30 protein-coding genes and 2 tRNA genes are annotated in these 25750 nt (G+C 30.8%); 9 read left to right on the forward strand and 23 right to left on the reverse strand.

Going from position 1 to position 25750, the window contains the following annotated elements; all coding sequences use genetic code 11:
- From ACYEKI_RS15525 to ACYEKI_RS15540, 4 genes are all read left to right on the forward strand, one after another.
- Positions 1 to 450, forward strand: a complete 450-nt coding sequence (locus ACYEKI_RS15525) for a hypothetical protein (protein ID WP_459212118.1) — start codon at positions 1 to 3, stop codon at positions 448 to 450.
- Positions 443 to 1600: an NAD(P)/FAD-dependent oxidoreductase gene (locus ACYEKI_RS15530; protein ID WP_459212119.1), complete on the forward strand. Its 1158-nt coding sequence runs from the start codon at positions 443 to 445 to the stop codon at positions 1598 to 1600. Before ACYEKI_RS15525 ends, ACYEKI_RS15530 begins: the two co-directional genes overlap by 8 nt.
- On the forward strand, positions 1590 to 3218 hold the full coding sequence (locus ACYEKI_RS15535) for a hypothetical protein (protein WP_459212120.1): 1629 nt from the start codon (positions 1590 to 1592) through the stop codon (positions 3216 to 3218). Before ACYEKI_RS15530 ends, ACYEKI_RS15535 begins: the two co-directional genes overlap by 11 nt.
- A 66-nt stretch (positions 3219 to 3284) precedes the next feature.
- Positions 3285 to 3704 carry a hypothetical protein gene (locus tag ACYEKI_RS15540; protein WP_459212121.1) on the forward strand — a complete coding sequence of 140 codons (420 nt, stop codon included), beginning with the start codon at positions 3285 to 3287 and terminating at the stop codon, positions 3702 to 3704.
- Between the two features lie 13 nt (positions 3705 to 3717).
- Here ACYEKI_RS15540 and ACYEKI_RS15545 read toward each other — a convergent pair whose 3' ends face one another.
- From ACYEKI_RS15545 to ACYEKI_RS15585, 9 genes are all read right to left on the reverse strand, one after another.
- The gene (locus ACYEKI_RS15545) at positions 3718 to 4104 is read right to left on the reverse strand and encodes a VOC family protein (protein ID WP_459212122.1); all 387 of its coding nucleotides are present in this window, start codon (positions 4102 to 4104) and stop codon (positions 3718 to 3720) included.
- Between the two features lie 17 nt (positions 4105 to 4121).
- Positions 4122 to 4889, reverse strand: coding sequence for a hypothetical protein (locus tag ACYEKI_RS15550; RefSeq protein WP_459212123.1), 768 nt, complete (start codon positions 4887 to 4889; stop codon positions 4122 to 4124).
- Between the two features lie 108 nt (positions 4890 to 4997).
- A complete protein-coding gene (locus tag ACYEKI_RS15555) occupies positions 4998 to 5558 on the reverse strand; it encodes an ASCH domain-containing protein (protein WP_459212124.1) in 561 nt (186 codons plus the stop codon).
- 84 nt (positions 5559 to 5642) lie between these two features.
- Positions 5643 to 6056: a hypothetical protein gene (locus ACYEKI_RS15560; RefSeq protein ID WP_459212125.1), complete on the reverse strand. Its 414-nt coding sequence runs from the start codon at positions 6054 to 6056 to the stop codon at positions 5643 to 5645.
- A gap of 12 nt (positions 6057 to 6068) precedes the next feature.
- The gene (locus ACYEKI_RS15565) at positions 6069 to 6566 is read right to left on the reverse strand and encodes a DinB family protein (RefSeq protein ID WP_459212126.1); all 498 of its coding nucleotides are present in this window, start codon (positions 6564 to 6566) and stop codon (positions 6069 to 6071) included.
- 99 nt (positions 6567 to 6665) lie between these two features.
- Positions 6666 to 7259, reverse strand: a complete 594-nt coding sequence (locus tag ACYEKI_RS15570; RefSeq protein ID WP_459212157.1) for a CDP-alcohol phosphatidyltransferase family protein — start codon at positions 7257 to 7259, stop codon at positions 6666 to 6668.
- 42 nt (positions 7260 to 7301) lie between these two features.
- Positions 7302 to 7430 carry a hypothetical protein gene (locus ACYEKI_RS15575; RefSeq protein WP_459212127.1) on the reverse strand — a complete coding sequence of 43 codons (129 nt, stop codon included), beginning with the start codon at positions 7428 to 7430 and terminating at the stop codon, positions 7302 to 7304.
- Positions 7394 to 8389, reverse strand: coding sequence for a hypothetical protein (locus ACYEKI_RS15580; RefSeq protein WP_459212128.1), 996 nt, complete (start codon positions 8387 to 8389; stop codon positions 7394 to 7396). Before ACYEKI_RS15580 ends, ACYEKI_RS15575 begins: the two co-directional genes overlap by 37 nt.
- Positions 8390 to 8487: 98 nt before the next feature.
- Positions 8488 to 9495 carry a hypothetical protein gene (locus ACYEKI_RS15585; RefSeq protein WP_459212129.1) on the reverse strand — a complete coding sequence of 336 codons (1008 nt, stop codon included), beginning with the start codon at positions 9493 to 9495 and terminating at the stop codon, positions 8488 to 8490.
- Positions 9496 to 9705: 210 nt separating this feature from the next.
- Here ACYEKI_RS15585 and ACYEKI_RS15590 point away from each other — a divergent pair, with 210 nt between their 5' ends.
- Genes ACYEKI_RS15590 through ACYEKI_RS15600 form a run of 3 tightly spaced genes read left to right on the forward strand, consistent with a single transcriptional unit; the run spans position 9706 to position 13643 of the window.
- Positions 9706 to 11979 carry a TonB-dependent receptor domain-containing protein gene (locus ACYEKI_RS15590; RefSeq protein WP_459212130.1) on the forward strand — a complete coding sequence of 758 codons (2274 nt, stop codon included), beginning with the start codon at positions 9706 to 9708 and terminating at the stop codon, positions 11977 to 11979.
- 59 nt (positions 11980 to 12038) lie between these two features.
- Complete coding sequence (locus ACYEKI_RS15595; protein ID WP_459212131.1) at positions 12039 to 13160, forward strand: PQQ-dependent sugar dehydrogenase; 1122 nt, start codon at positions 12039 to 12041, stop codon at positions 13158 to 13160.
- Positions 13161 to 13202: 42 nt separating this feature from the next.
- Entirely contained in the window at positions 13203 to 13643 is a 441-nt protein-coding gene (locus ACYEKI_RS15600; RefSeq protein ID WP_459212132.1) for a c-type cytochrome, read from the forward strand.
- Between the two features lie 9 nt (positions 13644 to 13652).
- Here the strand turns inward: ACYEKI_RS15600 and ACYEKI_RS15605 are convergent, their stop codons facing one another.
- The 6 genes from ACYEKI_RS15605 to ACYEKI_RS15630 all read right to left on the reverse strand — a co-directional run bounded on the left by ACYEKI_RS15605 (position 13653) and on the right by ACYEKI_RS15630 (position 18361).
- Entirely contained in the window at positions 13653 to 14111 is a 459-nt protein-coding gene (locus tag ACYEKI_RS15605; protein WP_459212133.1) for a hypothetical protein, read from the reverse strand.
- Between the two features lie 136 nt (positions 14112 to 14247).
- The gene (locus tag ACYEKI_RS15610) at positions 14248 to 15471 is read right to left on the reverse strand and encodes a cytochrome-c peroxidase (protein WP_459212134.1); all 1224 of its coding nucleotides are present in this window, start codon (positions 15469 to 15471) and stop codon (positions 14248 to 14250) included.
- A gap of 155 nt (positions 15472 to 15626) precedes the next feature.
- Positions 15627 to 16646 (reverse strand): hypothetical protein, encoded by a 1020-nt coding sequence (locus ACYEKI_RS15615; protein ID WP_459212135.1) that lies wholly within the window; start codon positions 16644 to 16646, stop codon positions 15627 to 15629.
- Between the two features lie 26 nt (positions 16647 to 16672).
- A complete protein-coding gene (locus ACYEKI_RS15620) occupies positions 16673 to 16798 on the reverse strand; it encodes a hypothetical protein (RefSeq protein ID WP_459212136.1) in 126 nt (41 codons plus the stop codon).
- A 36-nt stretch (positions 16799 to 16834) separates the two neighbouring features.
- Positions 16835 to 17134: a 4'-phosphopantetheinyl transferase family protein gene (locus tag ACYEKI_RS15625; protein ID WP_459212137.1), complete on the reverse strand. Its 300-nt coding sequence runs from the start codon at positions 17132 to 17134 to the stop codon at positions 16835 to 16837.
- A gap of 276 nt (positions 17135 to 17410) precedes the next feature.
- The gene (locus ACYEKI_RS15630) at positions 17411 to 18361 is read right to left on the reverse strand and encodes a hypothetical protein (RefSeq protein ID WP_459212138.1); all 951 of its coding nucleotides are present in this window, start codon (positions 18359 to 18361) and stop codon (positions 17411 to 17413) included.
- 561 nt (positions 18362 to 18922) lie between these two features.
- Here ACYEKI_RS15630 and ACYEKI_RS15635 point away from each other — a divergent pair.
- Together ACYEKI_RS15635 and ACYEKI_RS15640 are read left to right on the forward strand one after the other, a co-directional pair.
- Positions 18923 to 19004 (forward strand) — tRNA-Ser (locus ACYEKI_RS15635).
- 18 nt (positions 19005 to 19022) lie between these two features.
- Positions 19023 to 19097 (forward strand) — tRNA-Pro (locus tag ACYEKI_RS15640).
- 119 nt (positions 19098 to 19216) lie between these two features.
- On the opposite strand, the gene ACYEKI_RS15645 is transcribed toward ACYEKI_RS15640, so the two are convergent.
- The 8 genes from ACYEKI_RS15645 to ACYEKI_RS15680 all read right to left on the reverse strand — a co-directional run bounded on the left by ACYEKI_RS15645 (position 19217) and on the right by ACYEKI_RS15680 (position 25730).
- Entirely contained in the window at positions 19217 to 19897 is a 681-nt protein-coding gene (locus ACYEKI_RS15645; RefSeq protein ID WP_459212139.1) for a DUF4386 domain-containing protein, read from the reverse strand.
- Between the two features lie 272 nt (positions 19898 to 20169).
- Positions 20170 to 20424, reverse strand: a complete 255-nt coding sequence (locus ACYEKI_RS15650) for a phosphopantetheine-binding protein (protein WP_459212140.1) — start codon at positions 20422 to 20424, stop codon at positions 20170 to 20172.
- A 114-nt stretch (positions 20425 to 20538) separates the two neighbouring features.
- Positions 20539 to 21201: a 4'-phosphopantetheinyl transferase family protein gene (locus ACYEKI_RS15655; protein ID WP_459212141.1), complete on the reverse strand. Its 663-nt coding sequence runs from the start codon at positions 21199 to 21201 to the stop codon at positions 20539 to 20541.
- Positions 21202 to 21203: 2 nt separating this feature from the next.
- On the reverse strand, positions 21204 to 22133 hold the full coding sequence (locus ACYEKI_RS15660) for a phosphoglyceromutase (RefSeq protein ID WP_459212142.1): 930 nt from the start codon (positions 22131 to 22133) through the stop codon (positions 21204 to 21206).
- A 7-nt stretch (positions 22134 to 22140) separates the two neighbouring features.
- Positions 22141 to 23325, reverse strand: coding sequence for an ACP S-malonyltransferase (gene fabD / locus ACYEKI_RS15665; protein ID WP_459212143.1), 1185 nt, complete (start codon positions 23323 to 23325; stop codon positions 22141 to 22143).
- Between the two features lie 35 nt (positions 23326 to 23360).
- Complete coding sequence (locus tag ACYEKI_RS15670; RefSeq protein ID WP_459212144.1) at positions 23361 to 24635, reverse strand: beta-ketoacyl synthase N-terminal-like domain-containing protein; 1275 nt, start codon at positions 24633 to 24635, stop codon at positions 23361 to 23363.
- A gap of 52 nt (positions 24636 to 24687) precedes the next feature.
- Complete coding sequence (locus tag ACYEKI_RS15675; RefSeq protein ID WP_459212145.1) at positions 24688 to 24945, reverse strand: acyl carrier protein; 258 nt, start codon at positions 24943 to 24945, stop codon at positions 24688 to 24690.
- 59 nt (positions 24946 to 25004) lie between these two features.
- Positions 25005 to 25730: an MBL fold metallo-hydrolase gene (locus ACYEKI_RS15680; protein WP_459212146.1), complete on the reverse strand. Its 726-nt coding sequence runs from the start codon at positions 25728 to 25730 to the stop codon at positions 25005 to 25007.
- Positions 25731 to 25750: the final 20 nt, after the last annotated feature.

The following is a 25750-nucleotide window of genomic DNA, read 5'->3' on the forward strand; positions in this document are numbered from 1 at the left end:
ATGAATACATCAAATATACAGGTTCCAGAAATCTTAGTGGGTAATTGGACATATCGCAGTTTTTTAAGTGATCCTGATCTTAAAACTGAGTTTAATGCTCTTGAGTTTGGTAAAGGTACTATCGAAATAAAACCTGAAGCAATGCAAACGCTAAGCGGACGAATCTATGGTCCTGGATGGGAATTAAATTTAAAAGGTAGTATCGCTTATGGTAATCCTTTTACGCTACAGTTTCAGGGCAAAGGTATCGTGGGTGGTGCACAATGGTTTTATAACTATCTAGGGTATTTTGTTCCTAATTGGGTAGATGGTGTTGAGCAACGTCCAGCATTAGTAGGGTCTATTGTACGTGTAATTCCACATCCTACAGGTGCTAATGGTAAATCTACAGCTCCTGCCGGAGTTGTCGCTCAATGGATAGCAGTAAAACAAGATGATATAGATGGATAAATCTTCTCATACATATGATGTAGTTATTATAGGGGGAGGCATAGCTGGTTGTGCCACAGCCATTGCGTTACAAAAACTAAAACCAAGTTTACAAATCGCAATTATTGAACGCAATACGATACATTCTAGCGCAACTGTTTTTCGTATAGGAGAAACCTTGCCTCCTCAATCATCATCTTTATTAAATACTCTAGGGCTATGGGATGATTTCTTAAACTGCAACTTTATCCGCTCTTATGGTACGGCTGCGGCTTGGGGATCTGCTACACTTAGACATAATGAATACCTATTTTCTACTGCTGGTTATGGTTGGCATCTAGATAGGGCTACTTTTGATCAATTTATGTATTTACAAGCTACTCGTAGAGGAATTACTTTTATTGAAGATACTACAATACTTAATAGTAATTATACAAATGATCAATGGCATTTACACTGTAATCGAGAGCGTAAATTGACTGCTCGATTTGTAGTTGATGCTACGGGTAAAAAAGCAGTTTTTGCATCACAACAACACATACAAAAAATAAAAGATGATCATCTAGTTGGTATACATCGTTTTTTTAGAATAAATACTGCTACGACTCCATTAGGAAAAGGAACTTGTGTAGAAACAGATATTCATGGTTGGTGGTATAGTGCTACTCTACCTAATCAAACCTTAGTAGTTTCATACATGACCGATGCAGATATAGCTAATCGCTTTTTATATAAAAAAAGTATCTTTTTTAATACTGCGTTGGAGAATACCAAATATACTTCTCAACGAATTTCTAATGCATCTCCGTTGACTCCGATCAAATTAGTTGCTGCCCATACACAACGACTCAGTTCGTGTATTGGTAAAAATTGGTTAGCTGTAGGTGACGCTTTATCTAGTTATGATCCCATTTCTTCTTTAGGAATATATAAAGCCTTGCATTCAAGCATTTATGCTTCTTATGCTATAATCGATCATTTTAAAGGCGACTCGATTGGTCTTCAAAAATACAAACAATTACATCAATTGCTTTTTGACAATTATTTACAGAAAAGACATGCTTATTACAAAGAAGAACAACGCTTTGTAGAAGCTCCCTTCTGGAAACGTCGACAGTTTGATCAAACAACAATTTCAAATCATAAAAAAACTCTAATTCATGAACTTTAAATTACATTATATACTCGCTGCTTTTCTATTATTAAATGTAGCTTGTAAAAAGACTCCTAAAGAAATAGCACAAAACAATGATGATGCTACTTATATAGAAATTCCTGCTCCTATTCGCATTTCTCCAGATATTCCTGTTGATGTGAATCCCGAATTACAAAAGAGTTTAAAAAAAGAAAACAATATTTTTGAGCTCAATCAAGAGTTTAATAAATATAGCTGGGAAGCTTTTCTTGCTATTAATTGGCCTACTGATGATCAAGGTAATCCTAAAAAGTATTTTTATGATAAAGGAATTCCTGCTTGGCAACAATGGAAAGAAGCTTTTCAAGTGTACCGAAAAAACGGAGAAGCACCTACTCCATGGGGCAGTACTCCTAGTTTATCTGATCAAGATTTCCCTAAAAATATAACAAACACTCAACGCGTAATAATACGAAACACTACACCTACTCATCCTGCTACTGTAGCAGATGAGGTTGATCAAGCTTTTGCTGGTAAGCTATTTGATCAATGGGGTAATGTCGTTGTTTATGAAGCTTTAATGAATAAACCTGAATTTGATTATATCGTTGAGAATGAATTGTACAATATCAACGGACAAATTGCTTATTACCAAAAAAATAAAAATACTGATGATGGGAATGTCAATTTCCCAAAAGGAGATTATGCTTCTAATACATTAGGTGCTATTGAGATAAAATTTGCATGGCGCGTTTTTCCAGAAAATTACCCTCATAAAGATCGTTATTATATAGAAGAGGGATATGTACAGGATAAAGATGGTAACTGGAAACTAACTGAATTAGGTATGATTGGTTTTCATATCAGTCAAAAAACGCCAACAGGAAAGCAATGGGTATGGTCTACTTTTGAACATATTGATAATCTAGATCAAAATATCATTACCAAAGAAGTTACTAAAGATGGTAAAAAAGCAACAGAAGTGACTGTAATTCACCCTACACTTACTGATCCTAATTGTGCGATTTGTCCGGTAAATGTAGATGTTTCTAACAATAACACCACATATACTCATCACAAAGGTGAACATGGTAACTATTGGACTATTTCTGGGGATTTAACCGATAAGTATTTTACCAATACCGATGTCATGAAAACTCAGGCTAAACGCATGGTTGATATTCCTATACGTGTACAACAGCTCAATACGCAAATGCAAGCTTATTTTAAAAAACATAATAGTGTTTGGCAATATTACCAGTTAATTGATACACAGTATCCGTTACATCAAAATGTCAAACCTGCCTCGCATCAAGAAGCGTCTTATCATTTACCGCAATCTGTACATAATAAATCTGGTGGACAACCTAATATTACTTTACTTACTAATATCACTATGGAAACTTTTTTTCAGGACGGTAATCAAAATGCATCTAACTTAATGGAAGATAATCCAGTAAGTGATCTTACCATTTTTGGTACAGAGAGTTGTATTGGTTGTCATTCTAGTGCTAGCGCTTATCAAAAATATTCTTTTGATCCTAATTCAAACAATTACAAACTCATATCTGGTGACCAACTTTCTGGAGATTTTAGTTGGCTATTAGGTAGAGCTTCATGGAAAGATAATAAACCATTGACCAATTTAAATTAATACCACAATACCTACTTGAGCTTAGTTTCAAGTAGGTTCTCTTTTCTTTTAACGCAACACTACATTATGAAAACATCTTGCTCTTGCCATAATTCGTCAAAACCTACACTAAAAAATAAAGGTTTAAGTGGTCTTAATATCATTTCTGCTATCGTATTCTTTTTATTTCCTAAATGTCCGATATGTTGGGCTGCTTATGCTTCTTTTTTTAGCTTTATAGGCTTGGATACACTGTCTTATAATCCTAGTTGGAAGTATGCATTATTTGCTATTTTTTCTATCGGTAGTCTTTTCCTATTGTGGAAACATTACAAACAACGTGCATGGATCAATATCATCGTTTATAGTAGTGGGTTAGCTATTTTTGCTATTACTTACCTTTTAAATACTTCTCAAAATTGGTGGTTGTATATCGTTGTTATTTTAATGTTATTGAGTAATCTATATTGGAATGCAAAATCTTTAAAATTATGGAGTCGTTTATGATTATAAAATAGGTTTATTCATCTTCTTTTAATCTCCATGGTGGATTCAGTCTATTTTCTCCTGCATAATATAAAATAAGCTTGTTATCGTCTTTATCTCTTAGTCTAGCTTCTCTCCAAAGCCATCTTTTATCATTTGGCATTTCGTCAAAAACAACTCCCTGATCTATTAATTCTTCTACTTTTTTATCTAAATCTTCACACTCAAAATATACAGTTATTCCTTCTCCATTAGAGAGTTCTTCAACTTCATGGATAGAAAACGTTGCTCCTCCATCTAAACATTCAAATCGAGCATAATGTGGTAATGCTTTGATAATTAATTTTAGTCCCAATTTTTTATAAAAATGAATTGCCTTTTCTACATTTAATGATGGAACAGTTATTTGATTTAAATTCATAAATATGAGTTATTATACTATTTAATTAATGTAGCGTTTTGTGATAAAATCTCTTTACCACTTTTATATACTATTAGATTAGCTGGCGGTGTATCACTTGTACCAAGTACATTGATATAACACTCATAATTGTATTTTCCATTTTTAAATACATACTTATGGTTTCCTCCTGATCCTTCTGGAACAAAAGTCCCATTATATAATATCAAAGAGGGTTTATCAGTCATTTTTGAGGTAATAGGCCATGAAGCATATCGATACTTACGATCTTTCAACTCATCAATCCTAACTCTAAATTTTGATGTTTCTAGAATCAAAACAGGTCTTTCAAAATTTTTTAATGTTTTATATACGCCTTCTTTATCTTGAGTTATTAATTTGTCTTCTATGTCTACTTCTACTTTTGTTTGATAATTCAACGCGATTAAGATTCCATCATAATCTAGCCATAGTTCTCCGTTATTAAACATTATTCCTCTCCATCCCACAGTCGACCAATCAGCATTTAAATCAGAATTGATAATTTTATTTTCTAAATCACTATCAAATAATTGCTTATAATTCTTAATAAAATCTTTTTCATCTTTAATTGCTGCAATTGGATATTTTCGCCTTAATGGATAGGTAACATTTTTGGCTATAGCATCAATATCTTTATTTTTAAAATTCTGAATAAAAGTCGTGACGTGTTCTTTTTGATTTGCATTTAATTCTTGAGCTTCAGTTACTTTTATATTACATACTAGTATCAGAATACAGAGTACAACTTTGATGTTTAAATACATATTTGTTTTGTTAGTTCTTTTATTCTTTTAAAGTCAAATATCGAGTTTTTAACTTATATCTTTTAATTAAAACAAAAGCCATGCCTATCTACATACTTCAATACAGCTCTATCTGAGATATATCGTCTTAAAATATTCACAAACAATAATCATATGCTCATCAAATTTATCTCCATAAGGTTCCATTTCTCTTTTATAATACGCCTCATGTACTCTTTTCCAATAAGCAAGAGATTTATCTCCTTCTCCTTCTGTTCTAGCAAAGTCAGCAGTGATTTTATTATAAGGTACTTGTTCTACTCTTGTTGTTTCGATAATAGCTTTGGCGTTACCATCCCAATCGGTTATTACATATTGATCTCCTATTCTAGGTAATGGCTCTTGATGTTTTTCATACCACCATAAAGAACTGGCTGTCGCCTGTTTTATACCCTCAACAACTAATGTAGCACACTCATCTGCATCCTTTTTATTATCACAGAAATAGAAAGATAATGGTATTTCTTTAATTTTATTATCAGGTGTTTTTTCTAGAAAATCATTCCATAATTTTTCTACTGACTTATAGTTTTTCTTAACTGTTTCCATATGTTTATCGTTACCAGATGTACAACTAGTAAATCCGCATATAACTATAAAAATGATTAGTTTCTTTAAGTATTCTTTCATGAGTAAAATTTAATTGTATTACTACGTACTCTAATTAAATTAATTGTTACCCAGTTTTTTGATTTTAGATAATGCCCTAATTTATTATTCCCTTTTCATTTCTAATTTCATTCCTGGAATAATGAAATATGTTTTTCCTTTTACCCTTTTAAAAAGAATATGCATTAATGTATACTCATCTTCTGGAGTTCCTATTTTTATTTGATTCTGCTCTACCTTCCAATTTTTATCATTTAGAAAGACCAATTCTTTCATAAAAAATGGTTGATCATATGGAAACTTGATATAAAACTTTCCATTTTCTCTAAAATCAAACTCAGATTTAAGAAAGCCTTTTTTTAATTCTTTTAGAACATTTTCGTCTTTTGATTTTGTGTTACCAAAATCAATTACTAAATCTTCTGTTATCCACTTACCTACTACTTCTCTCTTTTCTAAACTTTGCCCAAAACTCATAATGCACATTCCAAGCATTATCAATATCAAAACTGCTCTCATTTGCTTTATTATTTATTCTTTAGATAATTCTTTTTTAAACTTTTCTATTTGTCTTTGATGTCGTAATATATGCATAATTGCATGCTGCATTAGTTGTTCAACATCATATATTTGTCCCCATCTTACATATATTTTTTTAGATATATCATAGGTTACAAGTGCTATATCAGGATATTCAATAAATAATTGCTCTGTAAAATCGAACATATCATCCAAAGCCGATTTATAGGCTTTAACTGTAGTTAACCTCTTTTTTTCTTGATACACTATATCTTCTCCTAACCATTTTCTTATTTCAATTACATAAGTATATCCACTTTGAACAATATGCGTAAGAATTGTTTGTATAGACCTACAATCTTCATCATTTGTTTTTGTATCTATACTATTAATTAACTCTTGTTGGGATAGCCCTTCTATTGTATTTTTAAGCTCGTTTAATGATTTTTTATAGATATCTAGCAATGCTCCTATAACTCCATTCTCTCTATACATAATTGATGAATTCATGCTGTTTTATGTCTTATTTAGTATTATCTCCAATTATACGTATGGTAATAGGCATAAGTGTTACCTTAATTAATACTTTTTGACTTACAGATTGTATGCTTAACTATTAAATAATTTACTTTTTTTAATAGGTATTCCTTTATTAATCTTTGAAACTGCAAAAATGGAAGGTACGTCTGTTGTCCATTTTTTTAATTTGATTATTATCAAGTTTATTTCTATTCTCAATATTATCCCTAATATTATACAAACAAAAAATGGTATTTGACTTGTAGCGTTAAGAGTTAAATCAATTAAAAACCATAATAGTGAAATCGTCCAAAACTTAGCTAATATTGAATGTGTAGCAATTGTCTTTTTGAACTTAATGTAACTAATAACATAAGACATTAACTCTAATCCGATTACACTTCCTATCCAAAGCATATGTGCTAATACAAAATCAATTCTTAAATAGAAAACTGAAACGATAATCACAATCCAAAAAAATTGATCTACATTTGAATCCCATACACGAAGCTTCTCTGTCGAAATATTCATTCTTCTGGCTATAATTCCGTCAAAAATATCTGTAATTAATCCTAAAGACATTAATATTACAATCCATATTGGATAATTTTCAATTTTATAGATTGCTAATATTCCTATCAATATTCCAAATATTATTCTGTTATAAACAAGTAAAAAAGGTATGCTTCGCGTTTTCTATTATGAGGTTTTATAAACTATAATTACTTATTCACGATTATATTCGTGTATTCCAGCAATAACACCCAAAGCCATAAATACTTCATCTTGATTCGTTTTTTTATTCCAACCTTTATTTGCTAATTCAGCTCTAACTTCACTTTCCAATTTTCCCATTTCAAAAAGATAAATTGTGTATTCAAGCACTTTTTCTGGAACTTTTTTACGATGTAATTCATCACTATTCCTACTACTCTAGCTTGTGCTATCAAAAAAGAAAAAACAGTTTGAAATACCCAACTCAATGATAGTCCAATCCATCCCAAATTTGTTTCTTTTATTTCTAATCCGTTCTCTAGACTTAATAGTATAAAATCAAAAAAAACTAATCCAGAAATATTACTCTCTAGTATCACTATTAAGTATTGAGAAAATAGATTAGCCATCAGCATTACTAATATCATTCCTCCAAGAATATAGTTAATTGATTTAAGGTTAGTATAATTGGTTTTCTTTATAAGTTGACCAAAAAGATATCCCATACCTATACCTATTCCCAACTCATAAATTCCAATTATATACAGGAACTTCATTGTTATATAGCCAATTAGTATACCAAATACAATTGAAATTATTACTCCTCCAATAACTGTCTTTGTTATATCGGGCTTTTTATATTCTTTTGGTCTTGGTAAAGCTAAAGGAATCTCATAATCTGACCAACTACGATTTTTCTCCAACTCTTCTGCTAATTTGCCAAGTTCATCACTTTCTTTATATTCTTCAGCTAGTTTCTTAAATAATGTAATAAATAACCCCGTTCTTAAAGAGTTCTTCCCAAAGTCAAAGAAATTACCTTCAAGTGTTTTACTATGAACTTCTATTCTCCCAGATGCTTTTTGTCTAACTGTAATTTTTTCTGTTAGCTTATTTACATCACCTTTTCTTTTGGCTTCTATACTATTTTTAGAAATAAAAACAATTGGCCATTCTAATTCTTCAAAAACTTTTTTTGCCAAGGGAATAACCTGGCTAGCTGCTATTTCTATTTTAAATGATTCAGAGAATTCTGGTTTGTATTTAAAACTATATTGTCTTTTTATAGTTGACTGGAGATTTTCATATTTTATATGCATTGTTTGATTTGATTGTGAATTATTGGATAAATATTTTAAAATAAAAGCGAAACTCAATATATCGAATTTCGCCTACACTATTTTTTAGTTTATCAAAACTATTTTGATTCTAATTTTTCTAATCGTGATTGAAAACTAGAAAGCTTTTTATTTAGTATTTCTAATTCTTTATTTTTTTCTTCTAGCTTTTCTATCTTCTTTTCTTGCTGAATCGTATATAATGTTAATTCTTCGATTTTTTGAAGAAGCCTGGCATCCATTTTACCTAAGAATATTCCGTTTTCTTCAACATCTTTGGCACTAGGAATATCTTTTAAATGCCCTTTTTCTTCTATGTATCTTTCAACTTCTTCTAGTGTTGGTAATTGATAATCATCATAGAAAACAAAATCGGACCATCCTGTTTCTACCTTTATTTCTTTTGCTCTAATTTCACCATTTACAGCTAATTTCCAAGAACCAGGATTATTTGTACCTATACCCACATTTCCACTATTATAATATATTTTAGAGCTATTATGCTCCCATAAACTATTACCTGATGAAGAAGAGATTAAACCTTGATAAGGACTTACTGCTTCAGGATGAATAAATACTAATTCAGATACTCCTAATCTACCATTTGCTCCAACTGCCGAGTAAAATGTATATCTTAATTTTGTGTAAGCTCCCGGATTAGGAATCTTCTTAAAAAATTTTCTGCTAGTATAATCTTGTGTAGAATAATCAGCAATTACCCTCCAAGTATTAGCTGATTCATAAGTATCATATCCTTCAATTTTAAACCTACTAGCTTGCCAATATCTAGTAGTCCACCCAACCCATGCTCCTAATTGAGTATGTTGATAAGGTAAATTTTCTATCAAAATTACTGTTGGATCAGACGGCGTTGGTGCCGTTGTGGTATATGACGGTACATATCTACCATCAAATAATAGTCCTAAATCTAATCGTGCAGAACCTGTTTGTGTTACATTAAATGAATTATTTGCATTAAAAAGAACATTATGTTCCATTCCTACAGGAAATTCGTTACTTGTAAATGTTTGTGCGTTTGTTGTAAGGGAAATCGCTATCGTAAAGATAGTTAATAGTAGCTTCTTCATTGCTATTGTTAATTGATTTGACGAATTGTTATAAGATACAAAATCTAATAGATTACAAATATACGTTTTTACCATAATAATTAATACTATTCATTTTAATATTTAGCATACCCTATCATTATTCATCAATCCTATCTATTAATTCACATTATTTTGATATTTCTTTAAGAGTTAAAGCATAAAAAACTTTCGATATTTGGCAAAAAACTCTTGAAAACACTTTTTACAATTCTTTCATTTTTAGCTATTCAATTTGTTGTTGCCCAACAAATAGATGGTAAATTCATCGATCAAATCACGCAAATTCCCATCATTGATGTTACTCTTGTCAATACTACTACTCAAGATACCATACCAGTTTCTAATGGTTACTTTTCTATAAATAAAATAGAAGTTGAAACTACTTTTATTGCTAGCGCAAAAGGATATTATCCAAAAAGTTTTGTAGTTACCACTTCTCCATATCTTATCATCAGTTTACAACCACAATATCAACAATTAGAAGAAGTCGCTATACAACAAGCTACTATTCCTAAAAAAGTAAAACAAAGCGCTAAGGCTATTCACATACTTTCTGCAAGTGATTTACAACAAAACTCTGGTGTAGATTATGCTACTATCTTAAATACTGTTCCAGGTGTTTTTATGCAAAGTGGTGCTTTAAATACGAATCGAATAAGTATACGTGGTATTGGGGCTCGTAATCTTTTTGGTACTGCTAATATACGTGCATATTTTGGTGATATTCCTTTAACCGATGGTAATGGTGCTTCGGCTATAGAAGATTTAGAATTGGAATCTATTTCGCAAATTCAGATTCATAAAGGTCCATCTTCTAGTAGTTTTGGTGTTGGTTTAGGAGGTACGATTTTGCTTTCGCCCAAAAAAACTTCATATCAAAATACTCAACTTTCTTCTACTTATACTATAGGTAGTTATGGCTTACAAAAAACTAGTTTAGGTTTTGCTACTCATAAAAACAATGCCGATTTCAATCTCCTATATAGTAATACGCATCAAGATGGTTATCGTGAAAACAATACCTACAATCGAAACACTTTTACAGGAAGCGGTACATTTAGCTTAAGTGAAAAAGATGAACTCACTTTTCTTGCTAGTTATATTGATCTTAAAGCTTTTATTCCCAGTTCGCTTAGCCAAGAAAACTTTGAAAACGATCCTAGATCTGCTGCTTTTACTTGGGGTCGAGCCAAAGGATTTGAAGATGCTCAAAATTTCTTATTAGGTAGTTCTTGGCAACATAAATTCAATGATAAACTCTCGGTATACACTAGTATATTTGGTCGACATCATAAGAATGACGAGCCTCGTCCTTTTAATATTCTTACAGAAGAAGCTACTTCTTATGGAATTCGTTCACGTATCTTAGGTAATCATAAACTTAAACAAATAAAGGTAAAGTGGACGGTTGGTGGTGAATTCTTTAATGAGCATTACAACGGACAAACATTTGAAAACTTATATCAAGATTTTCCTGTAGGAACTGGTAGTGTTCAAGGTACTATCTTATCAGACCTAGATGAAACCCGTAGTTATTATAATTTGTTTGCCGAAACTCAAATCCATCCACATTCACAATGGTATATTACTATAGGTACTCATCTTAATCAAACTCAATACACCATTACAAATCAACTGGCAAATACTCCCAAAACAACATTTGATTATGATCCTATCCTTTCTCCTAAACTAGGTGTTTCCTATATTTTGAATGACCAATTTAATTTTTATGGAACAATTGCTCACGGTTTTTCGACTCCTACAGCTAGTGAAACACTATTACCTGATGGTCTTTTTAATCCGGATTTAGCCCCTGAAACTGGATGGAATCTTGAATTTGGTAGCCGTTTTAATGCTCTAAATAAACAAGTTCAAGGTAGTTTTGCTATTTATCGTATGTGGGTAAATGATTTATTAGTAACTCGCCGTACTCCAGACGATAACTTCTTTGCTATTAATGCTGGAAAAACTATTCATGATGGTATTGAATTAGATCTTAATTACCTACTCATTCAAACAGATGACATAACACTAACAGCAAATATGAATACGGCTATTTATAATTATCGTTTTGACGAATTTATTGATGATGATGAGGATTTTTCTGGTAATGATCTTACAGGTGTTCCTGATTGGGTACGTAATTTTGGAGCATCTCTACAATACAAGAATTACTATGCAAACGCCAACTTTAGACAAGTAGGTCAAATTCCGGTTAACGATCAAAATTCATTGTATAGTGATGTTTATGAATTATTAAATGCCAAAATAGGTTATCGACATATCTTATTTAAACATTTTAATCTGAATGCTTTCTTTGGTGTAAATAATATTCTAGATAAACGTTATGCCTCTCAAATTCAAATTAATGCTAGAGGTTTTGGCGGTAATGCTCCACGCTATTTTTATCCTGGATTACCTATTCATGTTTATGGAGGTATTAACATAAATTATAATTTTTAATCTATAGATTCTTTGTATTTTTCTTTCGAAAAGGAAATACGTAAATAAATTATTTGATTATGAAATCTATTTTCTCTCTTGTTTTCTTGTCTATCATAGGGTTGAGTTCATGTGCTCAGCAACCTAAAGCTAATGATATTCCTGTTGAAAATGATCCAAAAAATTATACTACAGCATTAGTAGTATCAGACTTATCTATACCGTGGGGAATGACTTGGCTACCTGATGGTAGTATGCTTATTACTGAAAAAAGTGGTTCTTTGATTCATTTTAAAAATGGAAAAAAGATCGAAATCAGTAATGTACCTGAAGTATATTTACGTAATCAAGGTGGTTTACTTGATATAGAAATACATCCAGATTATAAAAAGAATGGATGGTTATATCTTACGTATTCCTCTAAAGAAGGTACTGAAAAAGGTGGAAATACTGCTTTGATTAGAGCTCAACTGAAAGATAATGCACTTGTTAATATAGAAACTTTATATAAAGGAAGTCCTAATACGACCAAAGGACATCATTTTGGTTCTCGTATCGAGTTTGACAATCAAGGGTATCTTTATTTTTCTATTGGAGATCGTGGTGCTCGTGATGTTAATCCACAAGATGTTACTCGTGATGGTGGAAAAATCTATCGTTTACATGATGACGGACGTATTCCTAAAGACAATCCTTTTGTTGCTACTCTTAATGCAAAAAAGGCTGTTTTTTCTTTTGGACATCGCAACCCTCAAGGAATGGCAAAAAATCCAAAAGATGGTACGATATGGGTTCATGAACATGGTCCTCGTGGTGGTGACGAAATCAATATTATCCAGAAAGGAAATAACTATGGTTGGCCTGTTATAACGTATGGTATAAACTATAGTGGTACCAAAATCACTGATGAAACCAAAAAACTTGGTATGCAACAACCGCTATATTATTGGGTTCCATCTATAGCTCCTAGCGGAATGGCTTTTATCTCTAGTGATCGTTACCCTCAGTGGGAAAATAGCTTAGTGGTAGGTTCTCTTAAATTTCAGTACTTAGAACTACTAACCTTAAAAAACAATACTGTAGTAAAGCGTCAAAAGTTATTAGAAGATATTGGTCGTGTGCGTAATGTTGCTCAGGGTCCTGATGGTTATTTATATGTAGCTGTTGAAGGTAAAGGTATTGTAAAAATCATTCCTAATTAATTTTTTTCATAATCTAGGTATTTTTATTTAACAACAACATTTATGAAATTTATTCTATTTATTTTTTCTACATTTTTTGGCTTTGCTTATTGGAATATCACTACTCCAACTACAACACAAACATATACCATAATAGATACACAAGATGTATTAAAAGAGAGTGTTGCACGTGGTGCCGAAGTCTATGCCGATTTTTGTATGCAATGCCATATGGCCGAAGGTGAAGGTGTTCCTAATTCTTTTCCTCCACTAGCTAAATCTGATTGGATAAAAAACAAAAGAAAAGCGAGCATACAGGCTATTAAATACGGTCTTAAAGGAGAAATTACTGTAAACGGAAAAACATATAACAATATCATGACTCCTATGGGGTTAGAAGACGAAGAGATTGCCGATGTTATGAACTACATCATGAATAACTGGGGTAATACTCAAAAAAACATAGTCACGCCAGCAGAAGTTGCAAAGGTTAAAAAGTCTTAAATCAATATATTATTCAGCAATAGTAGTGTGTTTATCTTTTCTATGATATTCAAACATTTCTATTGCTGTTTTTAACATTCCTATAAATCCAATACCTAATACAATTATACCTATAGATAATTCTTGAAGTTTAGCATTTGTCTCTCCTAGATAACCTATCATTCCATAAATAATAAATACAGCTGTCATTATTGACATAAAAATTAAGAATAATTTTCCTTTTGTAGGACTCTCCCATATTTTTCTAGAAAGCTTGTTCTGTGTTTTTGTCGTATCCTGAAGAGTAGAAAAGCTTATAGCTAACCCCATAAATATCAACATATTATTTAAACTCTTAAAAACCATATCAATACTTTCTTTGTCTCCTTCAATTCCCTCAAAATGAGGTTTAAATGCAAAGTATAAAGCAACTATCATTAATGGATATTGTAAATAACTGATATAATGGAAAAATAGTTTAATGTTCATTTTTTGAATTTTATATGCAGCTAAATATACTATTTATCTCATATTATCAAGTATTTAAAGATTAAAAAGACTCTTAACTACTATTGCCAAGAGTCTTTTTTGCTTTCCCCAAAAAGCATTCCCCCAAATATTTATTTTATTTAAAAGGATCAGACCACTTTTCGTTTATATATACATCTGTTCCTGATAGCGTTCTTAAAAAAGCGGTAAGTTGTTCCATTTCTTGAGTCGTCATATCCAGAAATTGAGGATTCCCTCCTGGTGTTAATCTTCTATCTAGATTAGTGTTTCCTGTTACTCTAGAAATACTATTGTAATGTTCTAAGGTAGCACTTAAATCTCCTCCTGTTTCCATTCCGTTATGAAACAATCCACCGTTTAATGTACCATCAATTTTCATGATATCTCTTAAACTAGGCGAACGTGTAACGTCTATATCTATTCCTATTCCTGTTAATGTTTCTACCATTCCGTTATTACGTGAATCTGGATCTATATCAAATTCTGGAGCACGATGACATACCATACAATTTACTCCTCCACTTGTTCTTCTCGATACAGTAACTCCATTAATTGTTGTAGTTTCAAATTCAAAATTTGTGCTAAACAATAATTTTCCAGCATTTTCATCGGCAGTAAAATTGGGGAAATCCTGTCTATGGTTATTTACTTGACTTCGTCCTATATCATATTTGGAATCAAAGGACTGAATACTTCTTATAAATTGTGCTAAAGCATTTTGAATTCTAGTTTCTGTAATCTCTTCATCTCCAAAAGCACTTCTAAATAATACTTCATAATAAGGAAGCTCTCCTAATTTTATAATCATATCAGTTAAATCTGGAGCGCCATCTGTACCACTAAAGCCCATCTCTGCATGATCTTGAATTGGCATGGTTGTTTGTTCTTCTAGTGTAGTAGCTCTTTCGTCCCAAAAGAATCTAGTTTCTTCTGCAAATCGCGTATTAATTAAACGCATAGAATGTCTTCCTGTCTGTCCATTAACACCTGTACTTGCTTGTGCTATATCTCCAAAAGCATTTGTTTGTTGATGGCAACTTGCACAAGAGATTGTATTATTTGTCGATAGGTTTTTATCATAAAAAAGGACTCTTCCTAATGTTGCTGCTTCATCTGTAATAATATTATTTGTAGTATTATCTTTGGTTATATATCCAGGTACAGTTTGATTTTCATAATTTAATAACTCACTCAAATCAATATTTAATACTTCGTCTATAATGTTTTGATCACTATTAATCTCTTCATTAGTTTCATCTATAGGAATATAATCGGTTGTTTCGTTGTCTGAGCATGAGAGTAATATAATTGTTATTAAGGCTAAAGCAAATCTTTTCATATAAAAGAATTTAGGAGTTATATAGCTTTAGACTTCAAAAATGTTAAAAAGTTTAACACCATCATAAAAAAAACAAAAATATTTTAGCCCAAAATAAACAAAAGCCCCTGTAAACTATAGATTTACAAGGGCTCAAAATTTTATAAAATAATTCTTTATTCTATACCTAAATATGGATTATATGTATAAGTTTTACTAAAATTACCCAAACCATTAAAATAAACATCCACAAGGTGAGCAGGATATTTTGCTAAACCACCGGCTAATAATCCTGTTCCTCCACCATCATTTTTATCATCCCAATTCCATGGTGCATTTGCTGTTCCTGAACCATATGATTTTCTAAATGAGTTGCAATTATTAAATAATCTACTATTGCAACGTTCCTCCCACATTCCTTCAGACTTGTATATATCAACCAATTGATACTGTACAAATCGATCGTATACATCGTTAGGCACTTCGCTTGTTGTTTTACTAGGGTAATAAATTACATAATCGCTACCTCTTGGTTTTAACTTTGAATATGCTTTTATTCCATGGCCTTTGGCTTCTGCTGCTGTCTCAAAACGCTGTACACCATCATATTGTTTTAATGATAATGTTCCATCTATATCCTCATTACCATCTCTTAATCCAGAATTTGGTGCTTTAAATGAGAAAAAATCACTGTGAAAAACAGTTACTATTCCTAACGCTTCTCCATATGTCGAGTTGTCTTTTTTTACAATTGTTAACACGCCTTCTAAATCATTTTCATGTTCATCTAATCGATATAAAAAGAAAATATCTGTCCAATCTCTAGGGTGAAAAAATGCGTAAATGATGAAATAGTGTGTTGTTGTTTCTACTACAGAATAATAACTCACAGCTTCTGCGGCTTTTGTTTTAATATTATCCCAATTATTGGTCGCATTTAAGTCACCATCAAAATCATATCTTGTGATATAATCTGCTTTTCCACTTAATCCATGCGAACCTGTTTTGTCTACATCTTGATAATGAATTGGAGCGTGGTGATAAGCTAAATCCAAATAGAATTGCTGTCTATTTTGTTGTTTTGTTGTCCTTGTTAATTCAAGCTGTTTGTGTTCTAATTCTTCATTTAATACATTATCTTCCTCACACCCCATTGCTATGATACTTATAAGCAATATTAGTAATAACTTTTTCATGTTTACGTTAATTTAGTTTTGAAATTTTATTTTGATTCTAGAATATTTGATTCATCTTTTAAAACCCAATTACTTCGTTTGGGTAATGCTATACTTATGATATAATTTTCTTTAATCTCACTTATGATTTGATACTGAGAAAAATTATTCATTAAAAAGTGATACTGGAAAATCTTATTTTTATTATACTATACTTTGGTGATTTCAAATAATTGAAAAGAGGTCATCAATCCTGTTTTTAGAACTTTGGAAATTGCTTCTTTGGCTGTCCATAATAATCCGTATCGAATATTTTCAGGTATAGATTGTGTTAAACTTAATTCTCTAAGTGTACATTGTTTAGCTACGACTTCATAATTTAATTTATCTCCATTAATTTCGATATCAATAGCCATAGGATGTCCTACTTCACAAACTACTACTGCTGCACAATCATTTTTATGACTTATACTAAGTTGAATCTGTTCGTAACTATTTAATTGTAACAAAGGCTGTCCAAAAACTCCTGATTTTACTTCTACAGCCTTGTAATCTATCTGACATAGGGTCTGTACAGCAATTTTTGAAGAATTCTACCTAAAAGAAATTGGTGTTGCTTATTTTTAATTTTATACGTGTCGTACTGTAATAATTCTGACGATGTTAAATATGTTTCTTTTACTATTTCGCAACTTTTAAAATCAGCTTGAAGCACTATAACTTTCGCTTTAAGTATAATTTCTTCTCTATATAAAACGAGATATTTTTGCTCTATTTTAAACACTTTATGTTTTTGAATACGATATTTTTCGTGTTTTTGCTTTAAGATTTCTTATTGATATTGCACTTGCAATTAACATTGCATATATCGCTACTAATACTATAAAATTAAGCATGCATGTTAGCGTTACTTGTTCGGATTTTACCATGCTTGTAATCCATAACTCTGAGATGTATGAGGATGGAACTATTTTTGCAATATATTGTGCCAAGACTGTCATATTATCTAATGGTAATATCAAATTACTCAACAAGATATCTGGAAGTATCATAACCATAATCTTTTGCAAACGCTTTTCTTTACTCTTGGTTTTAAAAAACATCAATCTGGTTATACATAAATTGACCAAAATAAATAACAACATTGTTCCTGATGCTACTACAAAATTCTGTTTCATTTGTAAAACACCTAGTATTTGTGCCAAGCCAGTATACATATAAAATAATATCAAGCTTACCATAAATGACAAAAGAAAGCTCTTTTTATGTTTTTTCGTTTTTTGATATATCCAGAAATATAAAAGCTTTGATAAGGTTCCTAAAAAAATAATTAAAAACCCACTCAACAGGTATTTTTGAAACCAATTTATAGCAGTTATTCCATAGACTGTTTTGCTCTTGTCTACTTCTTTTTTGACATAATCATCAAAAAGAAAAAATGATAACATATTATCTTTTTGAAACACTAACGTAACCTCTTCTTCTTTTTCTTGATGAGCATGTATTTCTGCCAAAAAAACTTTTTGTTCTATCTCATAATCTCCTGCTACATGCACCTTCAGTTTTTTTACTACCTCCTGAGCTTCTATATATTCACGGATATATTCTGTTTGATATTTTTTTTGAATAAATACATCTATAGGTTTTTCATATGATTTTCCTGCATTAGAAAATAACACTAGTAATAATGGAAAAATAAATAGCCAAAATCCATATTTTTTAATAATATATTTCATGAGTATCTTAAATATTATTTTGATTATTATATTTCAAAACATTCTTATCTTATACGTTTTGGAATCTTTGTAAGTTTATCAACTATCATTAAGCATTGTTAAATTCTTTTATTGATATATGAAATACTTCAATTAGATATTTTAAAAAGTTTCATTTCTCCGATCTATAGAACCAAATACAAATTAAAAATCTCTTTGTCAGGCTATCTGTTCTATAATTTAGAAAACATTTCACTTTTTTATTGCGATTTATGTCCTACTTTTTATTAGCTAACTCTCGTGATTTAAAAATGTAAATGCTATTTTTTAATGACAAACATAGTTTTTATCATATTCACATTTATTCATATAAAACGACTAATTAACAAACCTTTACATCTTATTCATTTATTATTGAATTAAAACTTTCATTTGTTTAATAATTAATCACCCTTTATCCTATTTTCAATTATGTTATTATTTAAAAATAAAAAACACATAATCGTTGCATAGAATATTCATGTTATTTATATTTGCACCCGCATTACGATAAGAGCAATGCCAAGTTCTGAAATTAATTATGGAGAGGTGGCAGAGTGGTAATGCAGCAGCCTGCTAAGCTGTCATCCTTAGGGATGCCCGGGTTCGAATCCCGGTCTCTCCGCTCTTTTATTTCACACCTCGGGGTGTAGCGTAGCCCGGTCATCGCGCCTGCTTTGGGAGCAGGAGGTCGCAGGTTCGAATCCTGCCACCCCGACAAAAATAAACCGTTCATTTTTAACTAAGAATGATCGGTTTTTTTATTTCTAGTATATTTATCTCTATATATTACATAAACTTAAAACTATAAAAGGAAAATTTCCATTCCTATCTAGTTTATGATACATTTGTTTTAGAACTATTAAAGCCATATAATATTAACCATATACCTAGAACTAACTCCAGTATTGCTGTTGGTATATTTAAAATTATGTACTCTGGTGTAATAATGTCAATACTTTGAAAGAGAATCAAGATACTAGCTATTCCCGAAAACAAAGTACCTAATAATCCCCAAATAGAGAGCCATATAGGTACTAGATTTGATTTTATCAATAATACATATAGCATAAGATTGCCTATACATAAAACCAAAACCATGAATACATGATTTATATAATCTCTCTTTATTTTTAGTACATTCCCTAAAGCTTTTAAATCCAAGGCACTCTGCGGTGAGTTATATACAAATTCATGACTTAGAGCTAAAATTGATAATAATAGTATAGTTCCAAAGATAACAAGTGTTGCTGCTATTATTCTAAAACTTAAAAAACCGATAGCTAAGCTACCATCAAATTTCTTGAGAATAGGATATAATAAAATAGCAACACCTAAATATGCAAGTGACATCATAAACTGAAAGAAAGCGTCTACTATTACATTGTTTGAATTAGCCGCAGCCTCAGTTAAATATTTTGTAGAATCAATTGATGGAGCTACACTTAAAATCCCTGCAATCATAGCTGCAATGAATAATAAGCCGGCATATCTTATTTTGAGTTGTCCTTGATACATAAGTCACTTTTTGTGGTAAAAACCTTTTTTATAAATAGAAAAAATTAATATTCCTACAAGTACAAATGACTATTCCCTTCTCAAAAAGCATATCAATTAATTACTAAATTATTTTTATTAAGAGATAATTAATAAAGTTTTGCTTTTAGTTCAAAATTAATGAATTAGCATCAATTTTAGATAACTTTTTTAGAGTAATTTCAACTTAACACACAACTATCTAGAAATAAAAGTTTTATATCTTTATATTTGATGTTGATACTATAAAAGAACTATTTTTCTTTAAGTTTTTTAACAAACAGAAAAGCAAGTTCTCCGAGATTATTAGCTTTATAAAATTCTTCAGCAGCTACATTTAATGACAGTTCTTCCTTCATTCTCGCTATTAATTCTGCACGTCCGATGGAATCCATTCCAAGAGGAGACAACATTGATGAATGTTTAATCGTTTCGAAATTTACATTTGTAGTAATATCGACTACATGTGTAACGATTAAATCAAAAATTTGATTTTCAGTTTTATTCATAATCATATATTTTAGTTTGAATTAGTTTTGAAGTAATATACTAACTAAAGAAGCTTAATAAAGACCTACTTTCGATAACTATATAGAGAAGATGGAAGAATACAGCAAACTCTATTATCTTACCATTTCTGGATTGTAAAAATTTACCTCGTGAATTTTATATGTAGCTATTACACTTGTAGTCAAGGATAAACTATATCCATCAATAAATTTAATATTATTAACAAACCACAATTTATCATCCAATAATACAGTATTATTTTTCACTTCCAACTTATCTAGAGGTACAAAAAAGCCTCGCCCATCAGCCTTAATAACACTTTCTTTTATTGTCCAATATTTGTAGAACGTTTTTATTGAACAACTTGAATTTTTAATTTCATCCCACTGATTCGAAGTCATTATATTTCGGAAATTATTAAAGTTTCTTTTTTGATTTTTTTCAATATCAATCCCTAGTTTCATATTTTTACCTATTGCACATATCACAAAATCTCCCGAATGTGATATATTAAAATCATACTCTTTTATCTTCAAATAAGGTCTTTTATAAGGTGTATAATCGATAAGACTCCAAATATCATTTTTTATTTGGTATCTTCTTAGTGCCTTATCTAGCAACAGTTTTCCTAACAAATGAGCATGTTTATCTTGCCAACGGATAAATTGTGAATTCTTTTTTCTTAAATCCGGAGGTAACCAAGATAAATATGTAGAGAAACAACTTTGTTCCAGTGGTTCTCTGAACGATGTTATAAAAATATCTACAGAATCCATTTTTATATCTTTTCAAATTTGGGAACTGGTACTACATTAAACAATTTGGAAAATACAATATCAAATATTTCATCAATTGCCCTAACTTTTACAAAATGTTGTGCTTCTTTACCCATAAAAATCAAAGGTACCTGATTTGTACTATGACCTCCAAAAGACAGATCCTCAATGTTTCCATGATCACTGGTAATCAATACGTGTATATTTTCTTGTTTATTATGGATAACCCCCTTAAAAAAATCATCCAGCATCTCTAAAAAAATAAGTGCTTTATTCATATCTTTACTATGTCCAATCATATCTGGCATAAAACATTCATAAACAACTAAATCATATTTTTTTGTAAGATTTCTTAAATTTTCTCCAGCTTTAAACGGGGTTATCAAAGGTATTTTGTTATCAGATTCATCTTGTAAAGTAAAATTCGTAATATCCCAGTGTACTGCTTTTCCTTCTTTTAGATCATTAAGAGTATTTAAGCTATTTTTGGCAGCCAATACACAACGTGTAGTTACACTATAATTCGTTGAGGCTATATCAAAAGATTTAAAAAAACCATCGGTATAAGAATTTGCAAATACGTTTTTAATACCATTTTCATTAGCATATTTGAAAATTGACCTTTTATTTATCATTGAAATCAATTGATCATTGGGATATGCCATCAAATGATATCCTAAAAATGCCTGAGCATTACACCCTGTAAATAAAGATGTTTGACCTGTCGCGCTTTGGGGAATTCCTTCTACCTCAAGACAAGCATCTATTCCTTTGATCAAAAAATCTTGCTTTACAATATTTGTAGTGTTGGTTAATTTTTCCCCAATCAGATTAAACATTGTTGGCATATTGGCTAGGGTAAATGGATTAAAACTCTCGTTTTTTCCTAATCCAATTCCATCCAAAAAAATAAATATTAATTTATTTTCCATTCAACAATTATTGAATAGCTTTTATTTCTCTCAAATCAAAATATCCATTATATCCTTTCATATACACTGCAGCACGATGTCCAAATAGAATTGTTGCCTCTGATCTGGTTTCCAGCTGATTTTCATAAAAATCTGAAACTACTTTTGTTCCTATCGGGTATTCATTATTCCATTGTTCAACTAGTTTTTTAGGGTCTAACAATATCGCTTTTGCTATTGTCTTTATCTTAGATTTGTCATTTTTCTCCGTTTTAATAGCTTCATCTGTACTTTTCGGTATTGTTTGAGTTTCTTTCTCCTGAATTGTTTCTACTTTTGACTCAGACTTAACATTAGTATTTCTTTCGTAATCCCGTTTAATGTATCTTGTTAATTTGGTAAGTACATCCCCTACTCCAAGTTCTTCTATCTTCATCTCTCCCTGATCTAACAGATATGTTATACTTTCTGACCATCTTACACTATTTGATAGTTGATCTACAAGGTGTTTAACTACATTTTTATGTTCATAAGGTTTCCCGGTGACATTAGCTATAACATCAATTTTTGGTTTATAAAACCTTGTTTTTTTTACAAATCCCTCAAATTCTTTAGCTGCTGCTATCATATGACGTGAATGAAATGCACCACTAGTATTTAAAGGAATAAACATAATATTTGCCTTTTCAAAAAATGGATGTGCTTTATTAATCTCATCTTTCAATCCTGAAATAACAATCTGAGAGGAAGCATTCAAATTAGCAATATCAATAGTATCTAATCCTGCCTCCTTCAATATTTTTTGAATTTTTTCTTCCGAAGAATTTAAAATTGCAGCCATTCCTCCATTTTTAGCCTGGCTCATTATTTCTCCTCTTTTTTTAACCAGCTTAAGGCCACTTTCAAAACCAAATACTCCTGCTGCATGTAATGCATTATATTCTCCTAAACTATGTCCCGCTAAAAAATCTGGTTGTCTTTCTCCTTCCTTAATTTTCTTTTTATACGATAAGGCATTCACAACGTATAAAGCAGGTTGTGTATATTGTGTTTGATTTAATTGTTTATGTGGATCTTCAAGACAAAGTTCTTTAATAGAATATCCTAATATCTTATCTACCTTTTTGATTAAAGTAGGAAATTCATCAAAAAGCTCTTTTCCCATTCCTTTTCTTTGAGACCCTTGTCCCGGAAACACATATGTTTTCTTCATTTTTATATTATTTTTTTATTAGTTATTTATTATTTTTATCTCTTTTTTAATACGATAGAAGTATTTATCCCTCCAAATCCAAAAGAATTACTCAATGCTATATCAATCTGATAATCAACATATTTTCCTCCACAAAATTGTAATTCATTACTAATTGGAGTTTCCAAGTTTTTATTTGGATGTAAAAACCCGTTTCTCATCTGTTCTACTGTAGCAATTGTCTCTACAACACCTGCAGAATACAAACAATGTCCTGTCAATCCTTTGGTAGAATTTAACCGCAAGTTCATAATATCCTTTTTAAATATCTTGGTAATAGCTTCTACCTCTGTTTTATCACCTAGAGGAGAAGAACTGCCATGAGTATTAATATAATCGATATCAGAAGATGATATTTTAGCTTGATTCATTGCTGAAAGCATAGCTTTTGCCTCACCATTTATATTTGGGTTAGCAGAACTATTACTATCTATATTAAACGAATAGCCTTTAATTTCTGCCAGAAACGGAACCTCTCGTTTAGAAGCACTTGTTTCTGATTCTAAAATTACACAAGCACTTGCTTGTCCATAAATAAATCCTTCATGCTTCTTATCGAAAGGGCGACAAGCTCTTTCTGGTTGATCAATAAATTTCTTACCTCCCATAGCTCCAATATTGATAAATCCCTGAATATCCATTGGAGAAAGATCAGCCACAACACCTACTACCAAACACACGTCAACCAAACCTGACTTAACAAGTTGATACCCTTTTATAACACCTACATTTCCAGTTGCAGATGCGCCTCCTACAACAAATCCTTCTCCTTCTATACCAAATAATTCACTTAAAACCCCTACTTGATTTGTTTCCAAAAATTCAAGCGCATATCTTGGAGAAAGATATTCTGGGTTCTTCATAAATTTTGAAATCAAATCGTATTGATAATTCTGAGTACTGTTTTGCCCAGCTACAATTACACCTATTCTTTCTGGTAAGGGTTTATTATAATGTAACCTGGCATTAAACCATGCTTCTAAGGCAGAAACAATAGACGTTTGAATGACAAAAGGAGCTCTTCTACCTAATCGTTTCGCATGTTGATATTTATCTTCTGATATTCCTTGAACATAATCTATAGAATCAACAAAAGAAAAATCTTCTATCCTAGCTGAAAGATCAACGGATATCTTAGGTTCTTTTAATATAGTAGCTTTCTTTATACCAGATTTTCCAGTTTTTAAGGAGTTACTAAATGATGGAATATCATTACCAATAGAAGAAACAATCCCCATGCCTGTAATTCCAACTTTATTTGTTATTAACATTCTTTATCGTTGTGATTAAATTAGTTTTTGGAAGAACCTATTGCTGTTAATATTAACTTTGAACAGACGTAACATAATTTTCAATCAATACATCTACTAACCCCTGTATATTACTTGCGTGAGCAAAACTCATTAAAGGTATTTTCATATTTAGTTCCTCCATTGACATGGTGACCACCTCCATTCTATCAATTGAGTTAGCGCCTAATTCTTTCAAACTTTTTTCTATTTGAATCTGATTCGAATCTAAATCTGGAAGTACTTCTATAATAACATTTTTCACTACTTCTAATACGTGTTCTTTTGACATAATTTTTCTTATTTAATTTAAATTTTATATTGTATGGTTCTTATTTTTCATGATGTAACCTATTGAAAATCGAAAAAACTTAGTTTATTCTGTCCTTTTCTTAATCGATAAGCAGTAAAATCATTTTTGTTTTTAAATTGTAGATAAATATTATTCTTCAATATTTGAGAAAATATTTGACCAGGAGATTTCCCATAACTATGTCCCGGAAAAATAAGAGTTTCTGGCATTATTTTTTTCTTAAGAAACTCTATACTATCATACATACTATGTGCTCCTTTTATATCAGGACATAAGCCACAACCTTCGGCAAATAATGTGTCTCCTGTAAACAGACTATTCCCTATTAAATAACACATACCACCTGGTGTATGTCCTGGAGTTAACAAGGGTTCAATTTGTATTTGACCAACTGACCAAGGTGTATTATCAATTCCTTTTAATTGTTGGTCATAAAAACCAGAATAAGTAATTTCTTCATTAGACATCCATATTGGACAATTATATTTTCTTGAAAGAGGTCTAGCTAAGTGAACATGATCTGGATGAGAATGTGTAAGTAAAATCCCACTTAAAATCGTTTTTGTTTTTTTCAAAGCTTGATCTACTTTTCTCATATCCCAAGCTGGATCTACAATCACTGCCTGATTATTAATATGGTCTACTATTAAATAACTATAGTTTACTATTGACATATAAGTCATTCTTAGAATAACAACTTGCACTACACCACTGTGATAAGCATCGGTATATCCGATATTCATTATTGCTTCTTCAAATTTCATTAATAAATTAATTATTACAT

The sequence above is a fragment of the Aquimarina rhabdastrellae genome (genome assembly GCA_947387485.1).
Lineage (GTDB): Bacteria > Bacteroidota > Bacteroidia > Flavobacteriales > Flavobacteriaceae > Aquimarina.